This is a genomic window from Methanosaeta sp. UBA356 (genome assembly GCF_002496465.1).
GTDB lineage: Archaea > Halobacteriota > Methanosarcinia > Methanotrichales > Methanotrichaceae > Methanothrix > Methanothrix soehngenii.
The window spans coordinates 66,086-85,180 of sequence record NZ_DAKC01000088.1; the positions used below are offsets into that span (position 1 = coordinate 66,086).

Annotated in this window: 13 protein-coding genes; 5 read left to right on the forward strand and 8 right to left on the reverse strand. The window is 51.1% G+C overall.

The window, feature by feature from the left end; genetic code table 11:
* A partial coding sequence (locus BP727_RS08180; protein WP_286858248.1) for a cobaltochelatase subunit CobN occupies nucleotides 1-2,480 on the reverse strand: 2,480 nt, incomplete at its 3' end.
* A 110-nt stretch (nucleotides 2,481-2,590) separates the two neighbouring features.
* Between BP727_RS08180 and BP727_RS08185 the strand changes: the two genes are divergently transcribed.
* Nucleotides 2,591-4,294 (forward strand): carbon-nitrogen hydrolase family protein, encoded by a 1,704-nt coding sequence (locus BP727_RS08185; protein WP_286858258.1) that lies wholly within the window; start codon nucleotides 2,591-2,593, stop codon nucleotides 4,292-4,294.
* Nucleotides 4,291-5,511 (forward strand): adenosylcobinamide amidohydrolase, encoded by a 1,221-nt coding sequence (locus BP727_RS08190; RefSeq protein ID WP_273279021.1) that lies wholly within the window; start codon nucleotides 4,291-4,293, stop codon nucleotides 5,509-5,511. Before BP727_RS08185 ends, BP727_RS08190 begins: the two co-directional genes overlap by 4 nt.
* Before the next feature lie 19 nt (nucleotides 5,512-5,530).
* Here the strand turns inward: BP727_RS08190 and BP727_RS08195 are convergent, their stop codons facing one another.
* The 6 genes from BP727_RS08195 to BP727_RS08220 form a co-directional block, all read right to left on the reverse strand.
* Nucleotides 5,531-6,202 carry a methanogenesis marker protein 6 gene (locus BP727_RS08195; RefSeq protein ID WP_232844323.1) on the reverse strand — a complete coding sequence of 224 codons (672 nt, stop codon included), beginning with the start codon at nucleotides 6,200-6,202 and terminating at the stop codon, nucleotides 5,531-5,533.
* Nucleotides 6,203-6,232: 30 nt separating this feature from the next.
* Complete coding sequence (locus BP727_RS08200; RefSeq protein WP_273279020.1) at nucleotides 6,233-7,243, reverse strand: ABC transporter substrate-binding protein; 1,011 nt, start codon at nucleotides 7,241-7,243, stop codon at nucleotides 6,233-6,235.
* 32 nt (nucleotides 7,244-7,275) lie between these two features.
* Nucleotides 7,276-8,295, reverse strand: a complete 1,020-nt coding sequence (locus tag BP727_RS08205) for an ABC transporter substrate-binding protein (RefSeq protein ID WP_273279019.1) — start codon at nucleotides 8,293-8,295, stop codon at nucleotides 7,276-7,278.
* A gap of 27 nt (nucleotides 8,296-8,322) precedes the next feature.
* Nucleotides 8,323-9,291, reverse strand: coding sequence for an ABC transporter substrate-binding protein (locus BP727_RS08210; RefSeq protein WP_273279018.1), 969 nt, complete (start codon nucleotides 9,289-9,291; stop codon nucleotides 8,323-8,325).
* The gene (gene cobN / locus BP727_RS08215; protein WP_394296216.1) at nucleotides 9,278-13,072 is read right to left on the reverse strand and encodes a cobaltochelatase subunit CobN; all 3,795 of its coding nucleotides are present in this window, start codon (nucleotides 13,070-13,072) and stop codon (nucleotides 9,278-9,280) included. The genes BP727_RS08210 and cobN overlap by 14 nt, the downstream gene beginning before the upstream one ends.
* Nucleotides 13,073-13,319: 247 nt before the next feature.
* Entirely contained in the window at nucleotides 13,320-14,369 is a 1,050-nt protein-coding gene (locus BP727_RS08220) for an ABC transporter substrate-binding protein (protein ID WP_162144990.1), read from the reverse strand.
* A gap of 244 nt (nucleotides 14,370-14,613) precedes the next feature.
* Here BP727_RS08220 and BP727_RS08225 point away from each other — a divergent pair, with 244 nt between their 5' ends.
* Nucleotides 14,614-15,111, forward strand: a complete 498-nt coding sequence (locus BP727_RS08225) for a hypothetical protein (protein ID WP_273279017.1) — start codon at nucleotides 14,614-14,616, stop codon at nucleotides 15,109-15,111.
* 178 nt (nucleotides 15,112-15,289) lie between these two features.
* Nucleotides 15,290-16,693 carry a C13 family peptidase gene (locus tag BP727_RS08230; protein ID WP_286858252.1) on the forward strand — a complete coding sequence of 468 codons (1,404 nt, stop codon included), beginning with the start codon at nucleotides 15,290-15,292 and terminating at the stop codon, nucleotides 16,691-16,693.
* Between the two features lie 93 nt (nucleotides 16,694-16,786).
* On the opposite strand, the gene BP727_RS08235 is transcribed toward BP727_RS08230, so the two are convergent.
* Nucleotides 16,787-17,413: a precorrin-8X methylmutase gene (locus BP727_RS08235; RefSeq protein WP_013718534.1), complete on the reverse strand. Its 627-nt coding sequence runs from the start codon at nucleotides 17,411-17,413 to the stop codon at nucleotides 16,787-16,789.
* Nucleotides 17,414-17,996: 583 nt separating this feature from the next.
* Between BP727_RS08235 and BP727_RS08240 the strand changes: the two genes are divergently transcribed.
* The gene (locus BP727_RS08240; RefSeq protein ID WP_013718533.1) at nucleotides 17,997-19,016 is read left to right on the forward strand and encodes an ABC transporter substrate-binding protein; all 1,020 of its coding nucleotides are present in this window, start codon (nucleotides 17,997-17,999) and stop codon (nucleotides 19,014-19,016) included.
* The last annotated feature ends 79 nt before the right edge of the window (nucleotides 19,017-19,095 follow it).

Genomic DNA, 19,095 nt, shown 5'->3' on the forward strand with positions numbered 1-19,095 from the left:
ATGTAATCCAGCACCTTTTCAATCTTGGGATTTCTCTTTCCCAGGATCTCTTCCACCAGTTCTGGAATCGTCCCAACGGCAAACCCCTGCTCATGGAGACCGGACACCAGCCGCAGGGCGAGAGAGTTCAGATCATCAATCACCTGCCCGCAGGTCTTCGATCCGAAGAGGATCTTCCCCCTATTGTCCAGAAGATAATCATAATCATAGCCCATGGCCTCTGCCAGAGACTGCCGGAGAGAGGGTACCTGACCGTTGGCAAGCCTGGTGAGCGCAACCAGGAACTCGTCCAGGCACGGGCCCTCGGGCGGCTCGCCAAGGATATGGAGGCCGTCCCTGATCTGAGTGTCCGCCATCTCGTGCAGATATTCGTGCAGCTTCTCCAGGAATTTGTCGAAATCCGAGAACGCTTCTTCCTCTTCAACCTCCAGGTCGTGGTCCAGCTTTGCCTCGCAGACCTTCTCCCAGATCATCTTCTTCTGTGTGGGCAGTTTGGATGGGTCCTCGGAGGCGGCCTGATAATAATCGGCGAGCATCACCTCCAGCTCCGCCATCTCATCATAAGCATCGGCATTATGCATGACAGGAACCAGATGGTCGATGATGCAGCAGTAGCTCCTCCTCTTGGCTTGAGTCCCCTCGCCAGGATTGTTGATGATGTAGGGATAGATGTTGGGCAGATCGGATATGGCGATATCCGGGAAACATGAATCCGAAAGCCCAACCGACTTTCCCGGAAGCCATTCCAAGGACCCATGCTTTCCGATGTGCATCACGAGATCGGCCCGGAAGACGTCTCGAATCCAGCGATAGTAGGCATAATAGTGGTGAGGAATGGGATGATCGGGGCTGTGGTAGATGGCGGCCGGGTCCTCCAGAAAGCCGCGCGGGGGCTGAAGGCCGATGAAGATATTGCCGTTGATGACTCCTGGAATTATCAGGTTTTTCTTATGAACAAAAAGCTTTCCCGGCGCCTCTCCCCAGGCGGAGGTCATCTTCTCCTGTACGGCCACGGGAAGCTGCTCGAACCAGTCTTTGTAATCACCCTCAGTAACGGAGTCTATTGCCCTCTTAGCCAGCTCTTCCGGGCTTCTCCAGCGCCGGTCGAGGGTAAGCCTGCTCTTCACATCCTCGATCAGGGCCTGGCCATTCTCGGGCATTCTCTCGATCGTATATCCCGCATCATCCATGGCCTTCATGATGTTCAAGACCGATACGGGCGAGTCCAGGCCGAATGCGGTGCCTATGCGGTCGTCTCGGGGAGGGTAGTTGTGGAAGATGATTGCCACCTTCTTTTGGGAATTGGGAATATGCCGGAGCTTTGCCCAGTTAAGGCTCAGGCGTACGATCTTGTTCGTGCGCTCGGGAAGCGGCTCGAACCGGATGACCCTCGCCCCGGTCAGAGGATCTATGTCCGTTCTCTCCCTGGCCGCTACAGGGACGGTGATCAGCATTCCGTCGAACTCAGGCATGGCGATTCCCATGGAGATGTCCATGGGGCTGCAGCCCTGCAATGACTCATTCCACTCAGCAAGAGTGTTGTAGGTCACAATGGCCTTAAGCACAGGCACATTCAGCCTTTTTATGAACCACTCCTCAGATCTGGCGACCTCCTGCCCCTCGCCGGTGTCCGATCCTTCCCAGGGTTTGATGGAGAGCGAGAACATGAGGGTGCTGATCAAGACGTCTATTATAGGCCGGCCGTCCTTCATGAAGAGGTTTTCCACCACCCACTCTGCTCCCTTCGTCCCCCGCTCGACGTCCTTTGCGGCATGAAGGAAGACGGGAATGACATTTGCGCCTTGCCTCTCGATCTCCTCAATCAGCCTGTCGATGAAGAGTGTGTTTCCCGCCTGCCAGAGGCTCTGGTAAAACCACAGGCCCACAGTCGGCCTGCCGGCAACGCATTTGCTCTGCAGATACTCCTTCAGCGTTGGTACGTGGTCGAAATCCGGATGATAGATGCCTTCCCAGATGGGCCTTGCGGGCTCGGAGAATTCATAATTCGATCCTATGAAATAGTTGGCCAGGTAGAGGATGAGGCTATAGAAGTTCTTCCGTCCACCATAATCAAGATACTGAGATACTTTCCTGTAGACGGCATCGTCTACTGTTGACAGCTTCATTAGCTCAATCTCAGGCTCATTTGAAGCAGACTGCGCATAGATGGAGACACTGCTATCTTGCAAGCTCTGGACCAATTCGTCAAAGGAGGAAAGGCTCTTCTTCCCCCCGTGCAGATTGAAGATGGCTATATGGCAGCTTCTGGCAAAATGCTCGAACTCTTCCCATTGATCGACGTCTTTTAAGTCTTCCCCGGATCTGACGGCCACCTCCGCTACCTCTCCATGCTGGCGGATCAGCTCTTTTAAGGCAGATATGAGAGGGAAGACGTCGCTTGCTTCCTGTGTGGTGACATAGGCAATCTTGACCTTCTTCGTAATAATCCATCCCGTAATCTCATTAGCATAACGAAACATTTTTTTAGTTAGAGCTAGTTGAATTGATTAAATAAAGCTTTCGAGAGACATCAAATAATTCAGCGAGAATGAATCAAATGACTCCAAATTGCAGTGAAGCCGCTAATAAAATGCCCTGTGAAGAGCTGAAAGTTGCCCTCGTTCATGCATCAATTTCCTGGAAGGAGAAAGATAAAAATATTGCCAGACTATTGGCTTTGAACAGAGAGGCGGCTCAAAATGGCGCCCGTCTCATCGTGAATACCGAGCTTGCCACTACCGGCTATGCCTTTCTAAGCAGAAAGGAGATTGCTCCTCTCACAGAGAGCATTCCCGGGCCCACTACTGAGGCCTTCGGCCTAATTGCGAATGAGTTTGGCTGCTATATCTGCATTGGCCTGGCTGAGCACGACATGAGAACGGGCATATTCTACAATTCAGCGGCCTTGCTGGGGCCAACCAAAGGTGTAGCGGCCAGATACCGCAAATTATCCCCCGCCTTTCGGGAGAATCTATGGGCCGCTAAGGGCAACCTCCCAGTTCCCGTGGTTCAGACCGAATTTGGCGCGCTCGGTATGGTGATCTGCGCCGACTCATACTCATATAGACCGGCGAGGATTGCTGCCCTGCAGGGAGCTAGGGTCCTGCTGGTTCCGGCTAACTGGCCTCCTGAGCACCATAATCCTGAAAGATTCTGGCGGGCCAGATCCCTGGAAAACGGCATTTACGTCCTGGCATGCAACCGAACGGGAATGGACAAGACGATGGACTGTAATGGTGCACAATCCTTCATAGTAAATCCTCAGGGAGAGACGGTAGCTCAGATGAGCTCTCCTGATGATACCATCATATACGGCTCTTTGCCGCTAAATGGCGTCACGACGCAAAATGCTTTGAGCGGGAGAAGGCCTCAATGCTATGGAAACATAACCCTGGATCCATACTCTCACATCAGCATCGATTTCCTTCTCGGTTTGCCGCAAGCCGCCGATTTTACAGCCGCGACACTGCAGTTATGCTCTGAGCCCCGGAATGTAGTAGAAAATACAAAAAGGGCGATTAGGCTCATAGATGATGCCCTGGCCAAGGCTGCCAGGGAGAAGGGAACGACGATCAACCTGGTCGTCCTGCCGGAGCTCTCCACCTCGGGGGCGATCTTCGGTGCAGAGGTGGCAGAGATCTGCTCGGAGGAGATACCAGGCAAAGTCACCGATCTATTTTCCCAAAAGGCAGGTGAAAGAGATCTCTTCATCGTTCTGGGCATGCCTGAGAGGGATGAATTGGGATTCTACAACAGCTCCGTCCTGATCGGTCCCGATGGAATTGTGGGCAAGTACAGGGCGGTCCACCTCTCTTGGCGCGATAGGAACTGGGCCTCCCCCGGCGACGGCGGTTTTGCAGCATATGATCTCCCCTTTGCCAGGATAGGAATGCTCATAGGCCATGACCTCCTGTTTCCGGAGGCTGCAGACTCGCTGGCAAAGCTTGGCGCCGACGTGCTCTGTGTGCCTGCCCTCTGGGACGATGCTAAATCCAGATTCATATGGGAGGCGAGGCTGAGCGAGCAGATGCATCTGGCCGTCGCCAATCAATGGGGAGACTGCGCCGGGCTCCAGGCCATTGGAGAGAGCCTTTTATGCAGCTACTCCCGATTTCAGGAAAAGGTCATCCGTCTCTCTTCTCCGCCGACTGGAGATGCCATCAATATCGCAAGGCTCGGAACGAAGGACTCCAGAGAGAAGAGGTTCCTGGAGAACATAGACTACGACGTGCTTTTGGATTTATCAAATGCTGGAAAATCCAGTAATGGTTCACAAAGGAGGCCAAAAAAATGAAGCTTGCACAGTTCTATGATGGAATTGAGCTATATCGAGAGGAGAAGATAGTCTATGCCAGGCTCATGACTCCTCACCGGGTCCTGTCCACCTGTCGCAGTTCCGCTGGCGGGATGCATGACGACCTCATGTATCTTTACAACCACCAGTCCTGTGAGCCGGCAGGAGGGCACATGAACGCCAGGATGTACCGGCTGGCGGTTGACAGTCCGGAGGATTACAAGAGAGAAGTGGCCGACCGCCACAACCTGCCTTTCCAAAGGTGTGCCACGCTTGGAACTGCAGCCAATATGAACAACGCCGCCATCTGCATCGAGAGGTTTTGCGATCTTGAGGTCGTGACAGTATGTACCGGTGGCGTGGAGGGAAATGCAGGCAGGGCAGGGGATCCGGCCACCTATTACGAGCCGCAGGATGATAGCGCAAAAGGACAAATAGATCTGGAATGCGAAAGAAGACCGGGAACAATAAACGCCATGATCTTCCTCAACCGGGAGCTGACACCGGGCGCCATGGTCACCGCAGTCATCACCGCCACTGAGGCCAAGACTGCTGCCCTTCAGGAGCTAGCGGTTGGATCCAAATATTCAGAGGGTCTTGCTACGGGCACTGGAACAGACCAGATTGCAGTGGCATCAAAACTTGGGGGAAAAGCAATATCGTTTGCCGGCAAGCACTCGAAGGTGGGCGAGCTCATCGGTCGCACCATGCACGACGCCGTCTTAGAGACGCTCGCCCTTCAAAACGGCCTGACGGCTGCAGGCCAGTGCTCCTCACTGGCCCATCTGGAGAGGCTGGGAACTGACAGCAGAGAGATGTGCCAGGGAATTGGAGAGTTTCTGTCCAGGGACAACGCCGACCTCTTCGAGAAGAGCTTCTCGAATATAATCAAGGATCCTCTCACGGTAGCAGCCGTGGCGGCTCTCGTCCATCTGCGGGACAAGTTCGTATGGGGCACTCTTCCCAAAAGCTGTATGCCAGAGGTCATGGCCCTTTACGGCGCACAGATTTCTGCGGCCGTTTCGGGAAAAAGCCACCGAATTCACGATTACATGCAGGTGCTCTCCTCTTTGCACAAGTCACTTGATAAGCATGTGTTCCTGGAGTTCGTATACCAGGCATTTGCTCTTGGTTTTAGCGAGAAATGGACCGATCCGAAGAGCGAGATATGCGAAGGGACCGGGCTTCGGGATGAAGAGGCAGCAACAATGCGCTAGTAGCAACATTTTTTTCATTTTATAAAATCTCGCCTTTGGCAATAGACTCCAAAGCTCTGGAGATCAAGGGCAGCATCTTCGACTCGGCCTCGATCATGTAGCTGCCTGGCCTGACGCTTCCGCTCCGTCTGCCAGATGTTATCCAGAGCAATTTGCACGGAGATCCGGAGGCATCCCCTCGGCAGCGCCTGGGATCTCCCAGAAGGAATCCTCGGTCCTTAATAAAAATCCCTGCTGGGTCAAGGGCCCTGATCTCCTTGATCAGCGACTCGATAGCGTCCTCCTCGCCTTCGATGATGGCTCCAAAGCAAGTCTCTTTTACCTCTATGCCATGCTTTGATTCGTAGATCATCGTGGATACGTCACAAGGTAGGACGTCAGTGCATTCAGGGGATAGTATCACGTACTTTGTAACTCTCATGTTCGTGGTCAACAGCATCCTTTTTCCTTTTTTCATCCATATATATGGCGCGAGGGAAATCCGGTCTTCAGGCCGGAGAAGCTGACATCCATAACATTGGCGAAGCCCTCGCAATAATTTGCGAGGTTCGCCGCAGTTTGACTTGGACCCATTTCGGGTGTCTATGCTGGCATTCTCCGGGTCCTTCTCGCAGCTCTGGTTCAGGATCTCCCATGCCCTCTCATTGGCCGCTACAGCCTCTTCTTCATTGCCCAGGAAATAAAGAGCCATGCACCAGCGTTTTTCTCAACTAAACGCCCTTCATGGATAGACGTACACGCCGTCCGGCTCCTGGCCGAAGAACTTTTGGAGAAGCTCTCTATGCACTGCCTCGGGATCGATATCTTTGAAGAGGTCGGGATGGAACCATTTGGCAAGGTAAAGATCTCCGACTACCGAGCGTATGCCGCTTGCCACAGGATTGCCGAGGATATAGACCCGGCCATCTACGATCGCCTTCACATCGCCAAGTTCGGGCCGGGAGAGGATCTCATCTCTCGTCTTCTCCATGTTATCGGTCAAATTTCCTTTTTCAGTGGAATAGTCGTAACGAATGATTATATCAGGGTCCTTCTCGACGAGCCATTCTGGATCCATTGTGGGATACTTGACTGGCTCATCGGCAACTATGTTTATCCCACCTGCAGCAACTGTGAGGTTGTGGAAGAGCGTTCCGTTGCCCATGCTATAGTAAGGCCTGGACCACTCGAAGAAGACCGCAGGCTTATCCTCCTCCTCGAGACCAGCAGTGCGTTCCTCGATGATGCCCTGATACCTTTCTATAAAGCCGATGATCTCCTCTGCCCGATCAGCTTTATCCAGCAAAACCCCAATATGTCTCACAGGAGTGGCCACCGTTTTTGAATCCCAGGTGGTCTCTACAATCACGGGTATGCCCGCAGACTCTATCTTCTTCCGATCGTCGTTGGACAGCATGCTGTCGGCTATTACCAGATCAGGATCTAGTTTATGGATGAGTTCTATGTTTGGCGTATAGGAGCTTTCTGCCACCACCTGCACATCCGCAAGAGCTGGTGGAAAGAACGAGTATGAGTCGCGCCCAACGATCTTATCGCAGGCGCCAAGGGCACATATGATCTCTGAGGCACGAGAGCTGATCGAGGCTATCCGTTCCACAGGAGTCGGTACATCGACAGACTGCCCCCTGCCGTCGACGATGGTTATCATCTCTGCCTTTGCGTCCTCACATGCCCCCAGGAAGCTCAAAAGCATAAGGGCTATGAAAAGGCCAGTTAAAACTTTGCCAGTCACCTATTTCAACTCCACTAAAGTTATCTTGAATATCATGGATAGACGCACTTCTCCGTTAGATCTTCACCGAAAAATTCATCGAGAAGCTCTCTATCCACTGTCTCTGGATCGATATCCTCGAAGAGATCCGGATGGAGCCATTTAGCGAGCCAAAGCTCTCCGACTATTGAGCGAATGCCCCATGCTACGGGATTTCCCAGGACATAAACCCGGCCCTCCTTGACCGCCTTGACATCGCTCAATTCGGGCCTGGAGAGAATTTCGTCATGAATTTCCTTCATCTTGTCAGTCAAGTTCTCTTCAGCGGTGTTAGTAGCATAGCTGAAAATTATATCAGGATCTCTCTCGACGATCCATTCAGGGTCCATAATTGGATATTTGATAGGCTGGTCGGCAGCGATGTTTATACCACCGGCAGCGATTGTGAGATTGTGGAATGTCGTTGCTGAAGCCATGGTGCTATATGGATATCCGATCTCAATATATACTGCAGGCTTATCCTCGGACTTCAGATCTTCAGTACGCTCTTTTATGATATCCTGATATTTTTTGATGAAGTTTATGAGCTCTTGTGCCTGTTCTTCTTTATCAAGCAAAATCCCAAGATGGCTCACAAATGCCTCTATGGTGGTGGAGTCCAAGGCAGTCTCTACGATTACCGGTATGCCCGCAGCCTCTATCTTCTTTCGATCGTCTTCAGAGAGCATACTGTCCGCAATCACCAGGTCGGGATCGATCTTATGGATAAGCTCTATATTTGGACTGTAGGAGCTCTCAGCAACTACAGGAACATCTTTCAGAGATGAAGGAAAGAAGGAATACGAGTCGCGCCCAACTATCCTATCTTCAGAGCCAAGCACAGAGATGATCTCAGATGCACGTGATGTGATTGAGACTATTCTCTCCACGGGAAGCGATATGTTTGCTGATTTTCCGGTTCCGTCCACTATGGTAATGATATCATCTGTCCCCTCACCCGTGCCCACACAGGCCCCCAAGAGGCAAAAAAGGATGAGGGCCAGGAGAGCGCCTCCCAAAAGTTTGCCATTCATGTTTACCAGCTCCTTAAATGTGAATCTTCATACCTCTGGATAGGCCCATGCCCCTTCCAGATTGAGCCCGTAAAACTTCTGCAGCATATCCTTTTCCACCGCTGCCGGATCGATATCCTGGAACAGTTCGGGATGGAACCATTTTGCCAAATAAAGCAGATATCCAACCATTCGAGGCCCTCTTCTGATAGAGAGATGGCTTATGTAGACCCGTCCGTTTCTGATGGCGTTGGTTCCTTTCAGCTCCGGCCGTGACAGAATCTCATCCCTCTTTGAGAGCAGCATCTCGACAGTTGCTGGAGAAGTAGAGGAGACCTGAGAGATGATTATATCCGGGTTATTCCCAATCAGCCATTCTTCGCTCACTGCCAGCCTGCCCAGATCCTCACCGTGGGCTATATTTGCGCCCCCGGCAAGAGCTATACCCTCATCCGCGGCTGTGCAGGCTTTGGTCATATATTTTCTAAAGGCGCATTCGTTGTAGACAAGGGGTCTGCTCTCGATATTCAGGCTCCCGATCCTATCTCTGATAAGGTTCGCATATCTCTCCAAAAAATCTACGAGCTCTCCCGTCTTCTTCTCAGTAGCAAGCATCCTGCCCAGGTTCCAAGAGTTGCTTATGAGAGCCTCCAGCTCGCAGCCAGTCCCAATGACGACTACAGGGATGCCTGCAGACCCTATCTTTTCAAACTCCTCCTGCGGGACGCGCCTGCCTGTGACCACGATATCGGGGTCCAGATCCAGCACCCGCTTTGCGCTGATCGTCCTGTAAACGCCGCTCCCAACCGCCGGTTTCTCACCAAGCGCAGGAGGAAATGTGGAATGATCATCCCGTCCCACGATCCTGTCGATGCAGCCGAAGATGCAGATAAGCTCTGATGCTATGGGCGTCAGGGAGACAATTCGGCCGGGTGGAGATGGTGCTGCTCTGCTAATTTCCCTATCCTCCAAATCTTTTGGGTGATAGATGCCCTCATCGATCCTATGCGCTGTCATCCTCAATCATCCCCTCTATCTCCAGATACACCTCTCTCAGTTTCTGTTTCATCTCGTCTGTTGCATTCCACATATTCCGGTCTATTGCCTCCAGGAGACGCTCAGATATATTCAGTAGAGCATGAGGATTCACATCCTTGAGCCACTCCTGCATCTTTTCGTCCAGGGCGTACCTGTTGGCAAGCTCCTCGTACATCCAGTCCTCCAGAACCTCAGCTGTGGCATCCCAGCCAAAAGCAATGTCCACCATCCTTGACATGTCACCAGCGCCCTTGTAGCCGTGGCGTTTCATGCTCTCGATCCATTTGGGATTGAGAATCCTGGCCCGGAAGATGTGCTTGGTCTCTTCAACGGTATTCCTTATCTTCACCCGCTCCGGGTCTGAGCTGTCACCGCAGTACGACTTGGGCAGCTCCCCCTTGATTGATTTGACTGCAGCGATCATGCCCCCATGGAAGGAATAGAAATCGTCGCCATCAAGCATGTCCCACTCTCTGGAGTCCTCGTTCTTCACAGTCAGATCCAGCTGGCCAAGCCTCCTCCTGAACTGCTCGGGCACAGTTATGCCGTAGTTCTTCTTCCCGTAGGCGTAGCCCCCCCAGGTGATGTAAATCTCTGCCAGATCGTGCTCGTCCTTCCAGTTCTTGGAGTCGATGGCATCGCACACTCCTGCACCGTAAGCGCCGGGGCGGCAGCCAAAGATCCTGTAGCATGCCTCCTCTTTTGCCTTCTCAAAGTCGATTCCCTGGCCGACCTTCTCAGCGATCTCTTCTGCCACATGCCTGGCCAAATAGTTGGATTCAGGCGGCTCCCTCAAGCTGGCCACCAGCTCCACTGCCTCGTCGAGGAGGGTCACGATGTTCGGAAAAGCGTCCCGGAAGAAGCCGCTTATTCTGAGGGTGACATCTATGCGGGGTCGGTTCAGGTCCTGCAGGGGTATGAGTTCCAGGCCGGTTACTCTTCCGCTGCGCGGCTCCCATACGGGCCGAACTCCCATGAGATAGAGGATCTCGGCCACGTCATCTCCCTTGGTGCGCATGATGGGAGTGCCCCAAACTATGATTCCAACGTTCTCGGGATACTTGCCTTCCTCTTTCAGATATCTATCAAGCAAAGCCTCTGCCTGAGCAATGCCTACCTTCCAGGCGGCCTGTGATGGTATCGCCAGCGGATCGACCGAGTAGAAGTTCCTGCCCGTGGGAAGGATGTCGGCCATTCCTCTGGTAGGAGCCCCCGAAGGTCCCGGCGGCACAAATCCGCCTCTGCAGGCGACCAGCGTATTGGTCAGCTCGTTTGTCGTGGAGGCGATATTGGGCACAAGGGTCATGCCGATATACCTTAACACCGCCTCAACATCAGGGTCTGTGCGGCCCACAATCTCTAATAGGACTGACGGGATATCGTCGACGGAGAATCCCGCCTCGTGAAACCGCTTCATGATCTTAAGCGAGAGCTCGTGAACCTCCTCGATGATATGGCCTCCGCTTCTTTCCCCGTCCAAAAGCTTTCCCCGGCACTCCAGCAGATGGTCGTAGTCAAATCCCTGAAGATGAACCAGAGCTTCTCTCAAAGACGGCACCTTTCCGTTCTTCAATCTGGTCAAGGCCACCAGAAATTCTTCCAGCCTGGAGCCCTCTGGAGGTTCGCCAAAGATGTGCAGGCCGTCTCTGATCTGAGTGTCTGCTATCTCATGAAGATATCCGTGCAGTCTCTCCAGGAAACTGTCAAAGTCGCTGAAGGCGGTCTCTTCATCTGTCTCCAGGTCGTGGTCAAGCTTCGCCTCGCAAACCTTCTCCCAGATCATCTTTCTCTGAGTCGGCAACTTTGCCGGATCTTCGGATGCCGCATGAGTATAATCGTGAAGCATCACCTCGATCTGCGCCATCTCATCATAAATGTCGGCATTGTGCATCACCGGAATCAGGTGGTCGATGATGCAGCAGTAGCTCCTCCTCTTGGCCTGGGTTCCCTCCCCGGGGTTGTTTATGATGTATGGATAGATGTTAGGCAGATCGGATATGGCGATGTCTGGGAAGCATGATTCTGAAAGCCCCACCGACTTTCCGGGAAGCCATTCCAGGGAGCCATGTTTTCCGATGTGCATGACCAGGTCAGCCCGGAAGACGTCCCGGATCCAGCGGTAATAGGCATAATAGTGGTGCGGTATGGGAAGGTCCGGGCTGTGATAAATGGCTTCAGGGTTTTCCAGGAAACCACGTGGCGGCTGAAGTCCAATGAAGATATTGCCGTTGCTGATTCCGGGGATTATGAGCTCTCCCTGGTGGACGAAGAGTTCGCCTGGCGGCTCTCCCCAAGACATGACCATCTTCTCCTGTATGGCCCCGGGAAGCTCTTCAAACCATTTTCTGTACTGCTCTGCAGGGACGAGGTCGATCGCCTTCTCAGCCATCATCTCAGGGCTCGACCAGCGTCTGTCGTTGGTGACCCTGGAGATCATGCTCTCGATCAGAACCTGGCCGCTCTCAGGAAGGCTCTCCAGCCCGTATCCTTCCCCTTCAAGGTCACGCAGGATGTTGTATACGGATACAGGCGAATCAAGGCCGAAGGCGGTGCCAATCCGGTCGTTTCTGGGAGGGTAGTTGTGGAAGATTATGGCTACCCTTTTCTCCTGATTCGAGATATGCCTCAGTTTTGCCCAGTTCAAGGTGAGACTGACGATCTTTCGCACCCTCTCATCGATCGGCTCAAATCTGGTTAGCTTGGCTCCGGTAAGCGTGTCAGTCTCTGTCATCTTTTTGGCGGCTACGGGCACCGCTATCAGCATTCCGTCGAATTCGGGCATGGCAATGCTCATGCTCACATCCATCGGATTCAAACCCTGAAATGACTCCCTCCACTCCTCCTCGGTGTTGTAGGTCAGTATTGCCTTAATCACTGGAACGCCCAGCCTCTCGAAGAATGGTTTGTCAAAAAGCTTCTCCTCATCCCTGGGCTTCATGGTAAGGGAGAACATGAGGGTGGAGATCAGGGCGTCTATCACCGGCTGCCCGTCTTTCATGAAATAGTTATCAATCACCCATTCGGCGCCCTTGGTCCCGAGTTCCACATCCTTCAGGCTGTAGAGAAAGACCGGGATGACGTTGGCATCTCTTCTCTCGATCTCTCTGATCAGGCTATCGACAAACCTCAGGTTGTCGGCCTGCCAGAAGCCGCTGTAAAACCACAGACCAATTGTGGGCCTGCCTTCTTTGTAGTTCTTCCGGAAGTATTCATCAAGCGTGGCAATGTAGCCAAAGTCCGGGTGGTATATCCCCTCCCAGGGAGGCCTCTTCGGCTCGCCGACCTCGTAGCTTGTGCCGAGGAATTGATTCAGGCAGTAAAGGAGCAGGTTCTTGGAGTTATCTTTTCCCCCATAGGCAAGATAGCGGAATATCGAGGTATGCACATCTCTACCTACCGTTGAGATGCTCATGAGCTCAGGGTCCAGCTTGGACGTATCCTGGGCGTACATCGGAACATTTGCATCTCTTAGTCTACCGGCTATCTCATCGAAACTGCCAAGGATCGCCTTGCCGCCGTGAAGGCTCAGTATTGCCAGATCCGACCCGACTGCGAAGCTCATGAAATCGTCCATGGTCTTTGGATCGGCCAGATCATCTTTGGATCGGAGAATGACCTCTGCCACATCACCTTTTTCTGTCTCCAACTCCTCGAGCGCTGTTATTAATGGGAATACGTCAAGCCCTGTTGTGCTGATATATGCGATCTTGATCTTCTTCATATTGACATCGCCATTTTTATCTCGGTTATCGTTTGAAATTTTGAAGCCGGTACATCCATGAGATGTGCTCTTTCCCACATCACATTATTTTGAATTAAAGCAAGTCAAATTGATTTAATAATCTTTCGGTTAGTCGTCTGCAAAAAGTGGAACAAAGATCGATCACATAAGCTCATCAGAGCTGATCGTGCCGCTTTTCCGGTCCTCTTTCGCAATGGCCAGCTCATCATCGGAGATTATATGGTCCCCATTGCGATCTCCAGGAACCGTATGATTTTGTAATAGCTCACTGAGCCCACACATTTTCAAGATCAATACCCAAGAATTTTTTCACATATTCGCGGTTATACTCTTCAGGATCAATATCCTGGAACAACTCCGGATGACACCATTTGGCCCAGTATAGAAGACCTATGGAGAACCGCAGTCCCTTAAACAAACACCACCCAATGACGTGCACTCTTCCATCCTTTACGGCCGTCGTCATGTTCAAAACGGGGTCGTTTGAGTAAGACTCCTTCACTTCAATGAGGGGTTCAGGAGTTGGTTTTATTTTTGAGCTCGTAATCCAATGAACGATCACCTGAGGATCTTGATCCAAAACCCATTCAGGATCCACTGTAACTGATGATTCTCCAGGAAGCTCTGAGCCAATGCTTTTCGCTCCAACTGCGCTCAAATACGGTTCTATGCCGCCATCTTTGCCAAATGTTGTCCCGCCCCCAGTAAGATACAGAGAAGTCCTTTGATCGGAACTTATGCTGCGGGTCCTTTCTGCAATCAAATCCATTATGGAATTGTGAAAGGCAAGAAACTCTTTTGCATTATCTTCCTTGCCGAGAATCCTGCCCATAAGCTCAACATCTTTCTCAAAAGTTTGAATTCTGTTGCACTCGCAGACGACAAAGGGGATTCCCATGCCTTTCAGCTCATCTGCCACTCCATTCTCAAGTGAGGATTTATACCCCAAGACCACATCAGGGTTTAAATCTGCAATCTTCTCAAAGTCTGGCTCCTGGCTGCCCCCGGCATTTGCTGCTTTCCCGAACATCTCCCCAATTTCTGCGTAACCGGGTGCGCTTTTTTCTACTCCAACAACCTTATCCCGGGCATCCAATACGACCGCCAGTTCGCAATTGTCGGCTGTGAGCAAGACGACTTTGTTAGCTGGATACGGAATCTCTACTTCTCTCCCTGCCGAATCGATAATAGTAATATTCTCAGACGCGGCCTGTGCAGCACAGCTTGCGCATAAAACAGTTGCTGCAGCCATAAGCAAAATCAAGGTGATCGATATGCTTAGAGCTTCCCTCAATAGATGTCTTCTGAGTCTCATGACCATCACCTTAAATCAATCAAATTTGAGTTAAAACTAGTAAAATTGATTAATAAACCTTTTGGTAAATGTCAGTCCATTATCAGCAAAACCAACAGGAAAAAAATCCGCACAAGGATTCCGTGATGGGGTTCGACGGCAAATCCAGATAAAATATTAGCTTGAGATTCATGACAATGTATTATAATGAACTATCAGGAAGATATTTATCCTAGCAGCAAGCATTCTGGCCTGAGGATTGGGCATGCTTGCCAAAAGAGTCGGTTATCACCGGCATTTGTTAGCGCTTTGTGCCATTGCATTGACAGCATTTTTTTTTATCATTTTGGCGAATTCTGTCCAGGCATCCGATTCAGTTAACGGCTCTTTGAACCAGACGCTAATGACCAAGGAGGATGCCGCACAGATGATGATTGCCACAGTTGCTGTGGATATCAACGATAGTAGTTTTCGCATGCATCAGTACCCAGCCTTGATTGATGCTGGATCGAAGGTAAGACAAGCGGTCACTGATGAGAGCAAGGCGTCTGAATATTTGGCCTGTGAACGCCAAAGCTGGCTGTTCTTCATCGATCTTTCCCCTGGTGCTCATTTTGCCCATCCGGCGATAATTGCGCTGCTGGATGCTGTCAGTGGAGATATCAAAAGCATGGATGCAGAATGGTGGCCGGTCATTGAGGTGCCGGTCTTTGACAGCACTGCCAAAAGGCAAGACCCTAGCATGATAGTGTTCGAAAGATAACCTATTGTATTGTTATCGCAGGAGGATGTCTTAGGTGGAAAAATCGTCAGTTATAAGGTTAGCTGCTGCTTTAATGGTGGGAGCGCTGCTATTGGTACCGTTGTTTCCGGGAATCGGGGCAATGGCGGCCGAAAATTTGCGGATCAGTCCTGTAATGCAAAAGCCCGAAATGATCTCAATGGCAAATAAAAGCTCAGAGCTTCTCTCTATGGCCGAGCCCGCTGCAACAGATACTGAGGTTCCAGCATTCGAGGGCTCGCAGGCGCTTTTAAATAAGGCAGATGCCGCCAATCTAGTACAGAATTCCATTGTCAATCCTCTATGGGCTAACGCCGACCAGGAAGATGGATTGAAGGTACTTCAGTACAGCGAGATTCTGCCTCAGGGTACTCTGATAGAGCCGGCTTTTGAGACTTTTGGCCGGCCTTCGGCTGCAATCGTCAGCCAGAACCCAAGCTGGCTTTTTATGATCGACGAGATGCCAGGAGCGCATTTTGCCCATCCCGTTAAGCTGGTAGTGGTAGATGCGGTTACAAGAGATCAGCAGGTCATAGAGACGGAATGGTGGCCCAAGGTTGATTCTCGCCAGATCTTCGACAAGGAGTCAATCAGGGCCGATCCATCGCTCATCACATTTTATAAGAAACCGTCGCGCCTAACAGATGCAATCTCCGACATAAGGATGATTGATTCAGGTCTCTTGGCAGTTGCCTCGCAGTGTGACGCCTGGGCGGTAATCGTGTGCGGATTCAATGATCTTCCTGATACCTTTGACGAAGATACCGAGGGCATATACAGCATTCTCAAGAGCCTGGGGATCGACGACAGCCACATCTACTTCCTGAGCCCCCATACAGGCCATACGGGCGTGGATGCGCTAAATACGATTGAGAACGTGCAATGGGCCATAAACGAGGTTGCCGCCAAGTCTGGCGTCAACGATAAGGTGCTGTTCTTCTACAGCTCTCATGGCGGAGTTGACGGCCTGGTTTGCTCCACCGGCACTTCTGGCGGAACGATATATGCAGGCGATCTGGACAATTGGCTGGACGGCATCACCTGCAAAGAGATGGCGATTATCGTGGAGGCATGCCATAGCGGCAGCCTGATCGGCAAATACAGCGATGGAACATTCGTGCCCGCGGAAAGCGACCTGACAGCAGATGGAGAGACCAACCGCGTGATATTCACATCGGCCTCGACAGATTCTTCATCCTATCCGGACATAGACGGACCCGATGATCCCAATCCATCCGACAGCGGCAGCGAATCGATCTACGGCTATATCATGGCTTTCAGCGAGCCCTCTGCGGATGAGGACGGCGATGGAAGGATCAGCTTTGGCGAAGCATACCTGTATGCCTGGGATAACGATGTCACGCGCCTGAGGGGGGATAACATGCCGCAGATGCTGGAGGCGGGGCTGAACAGGAACAATGTCTTCCATCAGTGCCTGTCGTCTCAGACGGGATCGAAATTCAAGAAGCCTTTGTATGAGGTTCCATTTGAGCGAATAATACCTGAAGTGATACCTCAGCCTGGTCCAGTAGAGAAAATCGTTTCGAGGAGCGGTGGGCTGTAAAAGATCGGGAAATATCGACGGCGTCCGAGTTTATTTGTGAAGGGGCGCCGATCGATTTTTTGAAAGGAAAAAAGAGGTAAAGGATCGCAATTCTCATGATCTATCATACATATTGATCATCTCATTCATGGCTGCTACTGCAATAGGCGTTCCCCCGCGCGTGCCCACGATCGATATGGACGGCACGTCCAGACTCCTGAGACGTTCTTTGCTTGCTGCTGCGTTCACAAAGCCGACTGGCGTGCCGATGACCAGGGCCGGCTTGACAATCCCAGAGGCTATGAGGTCGCAGAGAGTTAGAAGTGCAGATGGCGCATTGCCTATCATCACGATGCCTCCAGATAACTCGCTTTGAAATGCCAGAACGCCTGCCGAAGTCCTGGTAATTCCATCTTTTTCGGCCAGATCATCGCCCTTTCCAATCATGGCTGTGATGGAGCATTGATGGCCTTTCTTGACCACTCCATCCTTTACCATATTGATATCCACAAATATCCTGGCCTTTTCATCAAGGGCCCTTAGCCCTGCACTTATGGGATCCTTCACGAACCTCATGATCTCGGCCACACTGGGGTCGCCAGTGGCTATTGCGCATCTCTGTCTGATTCTGTCCTCTGGCGTTCTGTCTCCCACTATCTCCGAGATGATCTTTCTGCTCCTTCTGCTTATATCCATTGCCTCAGGAGTAGTGGCTCCAATATCGGTATATTTCTCATCCATTACCAAGCACCTTCGACATCTTCTCTTCCATCCATCCTTCGATCTCAAGATACAAATTTTTCAGGGCAGCCAATACAATGGATCACAGCCTATGCATACAATAGGAATCCGTTGCCCTATCTCTTGATCTCGATTCCATTTCTCCCAGATTGCGTATCCGCTCCTAATTCAGAAACATCAAGTCTGAATGTCGAAGCCTATAAACTTAATTTGATTTAAGTCTTATTAACTTGATTTAATAAGCTTTCGCTGGGCGACAAGCAGAACAGACGCCATGGAGCAATGAAATTTAGGTATCGAGAAGGCGCAAATTCGATAGAAAATCCGATTTAATAGAAAGCTGCCTATCCTAATGAAAATTGAAGCTGTATCAGAGAGTCAGATCGATTTTCCCATGTGAGAAGCGCGGAGGATGATGAATCCACTCTCAAAATTGCCCTCGCAACGACAGGATGGCTTTAGCCCATATATTTAAGGTAGCAACATCTAATTTTTATAAAAGTACTCTAAATTAATCAGCATATGTTTATATACAAGTTAAATTGATCTAGAGCAAATTAATCTTAACAAGGAGGATAAGCATTTGCTCAAGAAAATCGTCTTGATAATGATATGCCTCAGCCTATTCATCATGGCGGGTAGTGCTGAGAGCATAACAGTTGTTGACTCCACCGGACGCTCTGTAAGCGTGAATGTGCCGGTGCAAAAGGTTGTATCGCTGGGGACAGGTGTTGCAGAGTACCTTTATGCTCTGGATGGAGAAAAGAGCCTGGTAGGAAGGGATTCTTATTCTCATTTCCCGCCGGGCTTAGAAGAGGTGCCTATTGCCGGGAAGAGCTCCTATTCGCCAGATCTGGAGCGGATAATATCGCTCCATCCGGACCTGGTGATCGCAGATACCATGCTGTCGGATGATGATTCAAAAGAGCTTGAGAATGCAGGAATCCCTGTGATGCTCGAGTCCCTTGTAGATCCGGCCAAAGATAATGAGGTTATGGAAAAGCTGGGAGCATTGATGGGGAAGGAAGAGCGCGCCCAGGAGATCACCGATTTTATCGCAGGCTATCAGGATATGATTCAAGAACGCATCGCAAGCGTAAAACCTGAGGACAGGCCCAAGGTCTTCTTTGAATGGGCTGGAAAGCCGTATTACACTGTTTCTAACGGCAACCCCTCAGATACATTGATCCGACTGGCAGGCGGAGACAACATTGCAAAAGATCTGGGAAACAGCACTCATTCATATCCCACCGTCAGCCCGGAGTGGGTGGTAGAGGTTGATCCGGATGTGATAATCCAGCAAAGGTCCAGCGACAAGGCATTCACAGGAAATGAGCTGAAGACGCTGAGAGACGAGATCATCGCCCGCCCTGAGCTTGCTGACGTGAAGGCCGTCAAGGATGGTAGGGTTTATCTGGTCTCCGGAGAGCTCAGATACGGCGTGCGCTCTGTTATCTGCCAGATTTACATGGCCAAGCTGTTCTATCCAGAGCTGTTTCAGGATGTGGATCCAGAGGAAGTCCACCAGGAGCTTGCAGAGAAGTTCTATGGTCTGAGCCAACTTGATGGCGTTTACACATATCCCACGGGCTCATCAATCTGATTTTTTTTTAATATTTTTATGATTAATTTCGCATGGTTCCAGGCGATTCAAAAGCTCCTTTTGGTGACTGCTCCCCGCC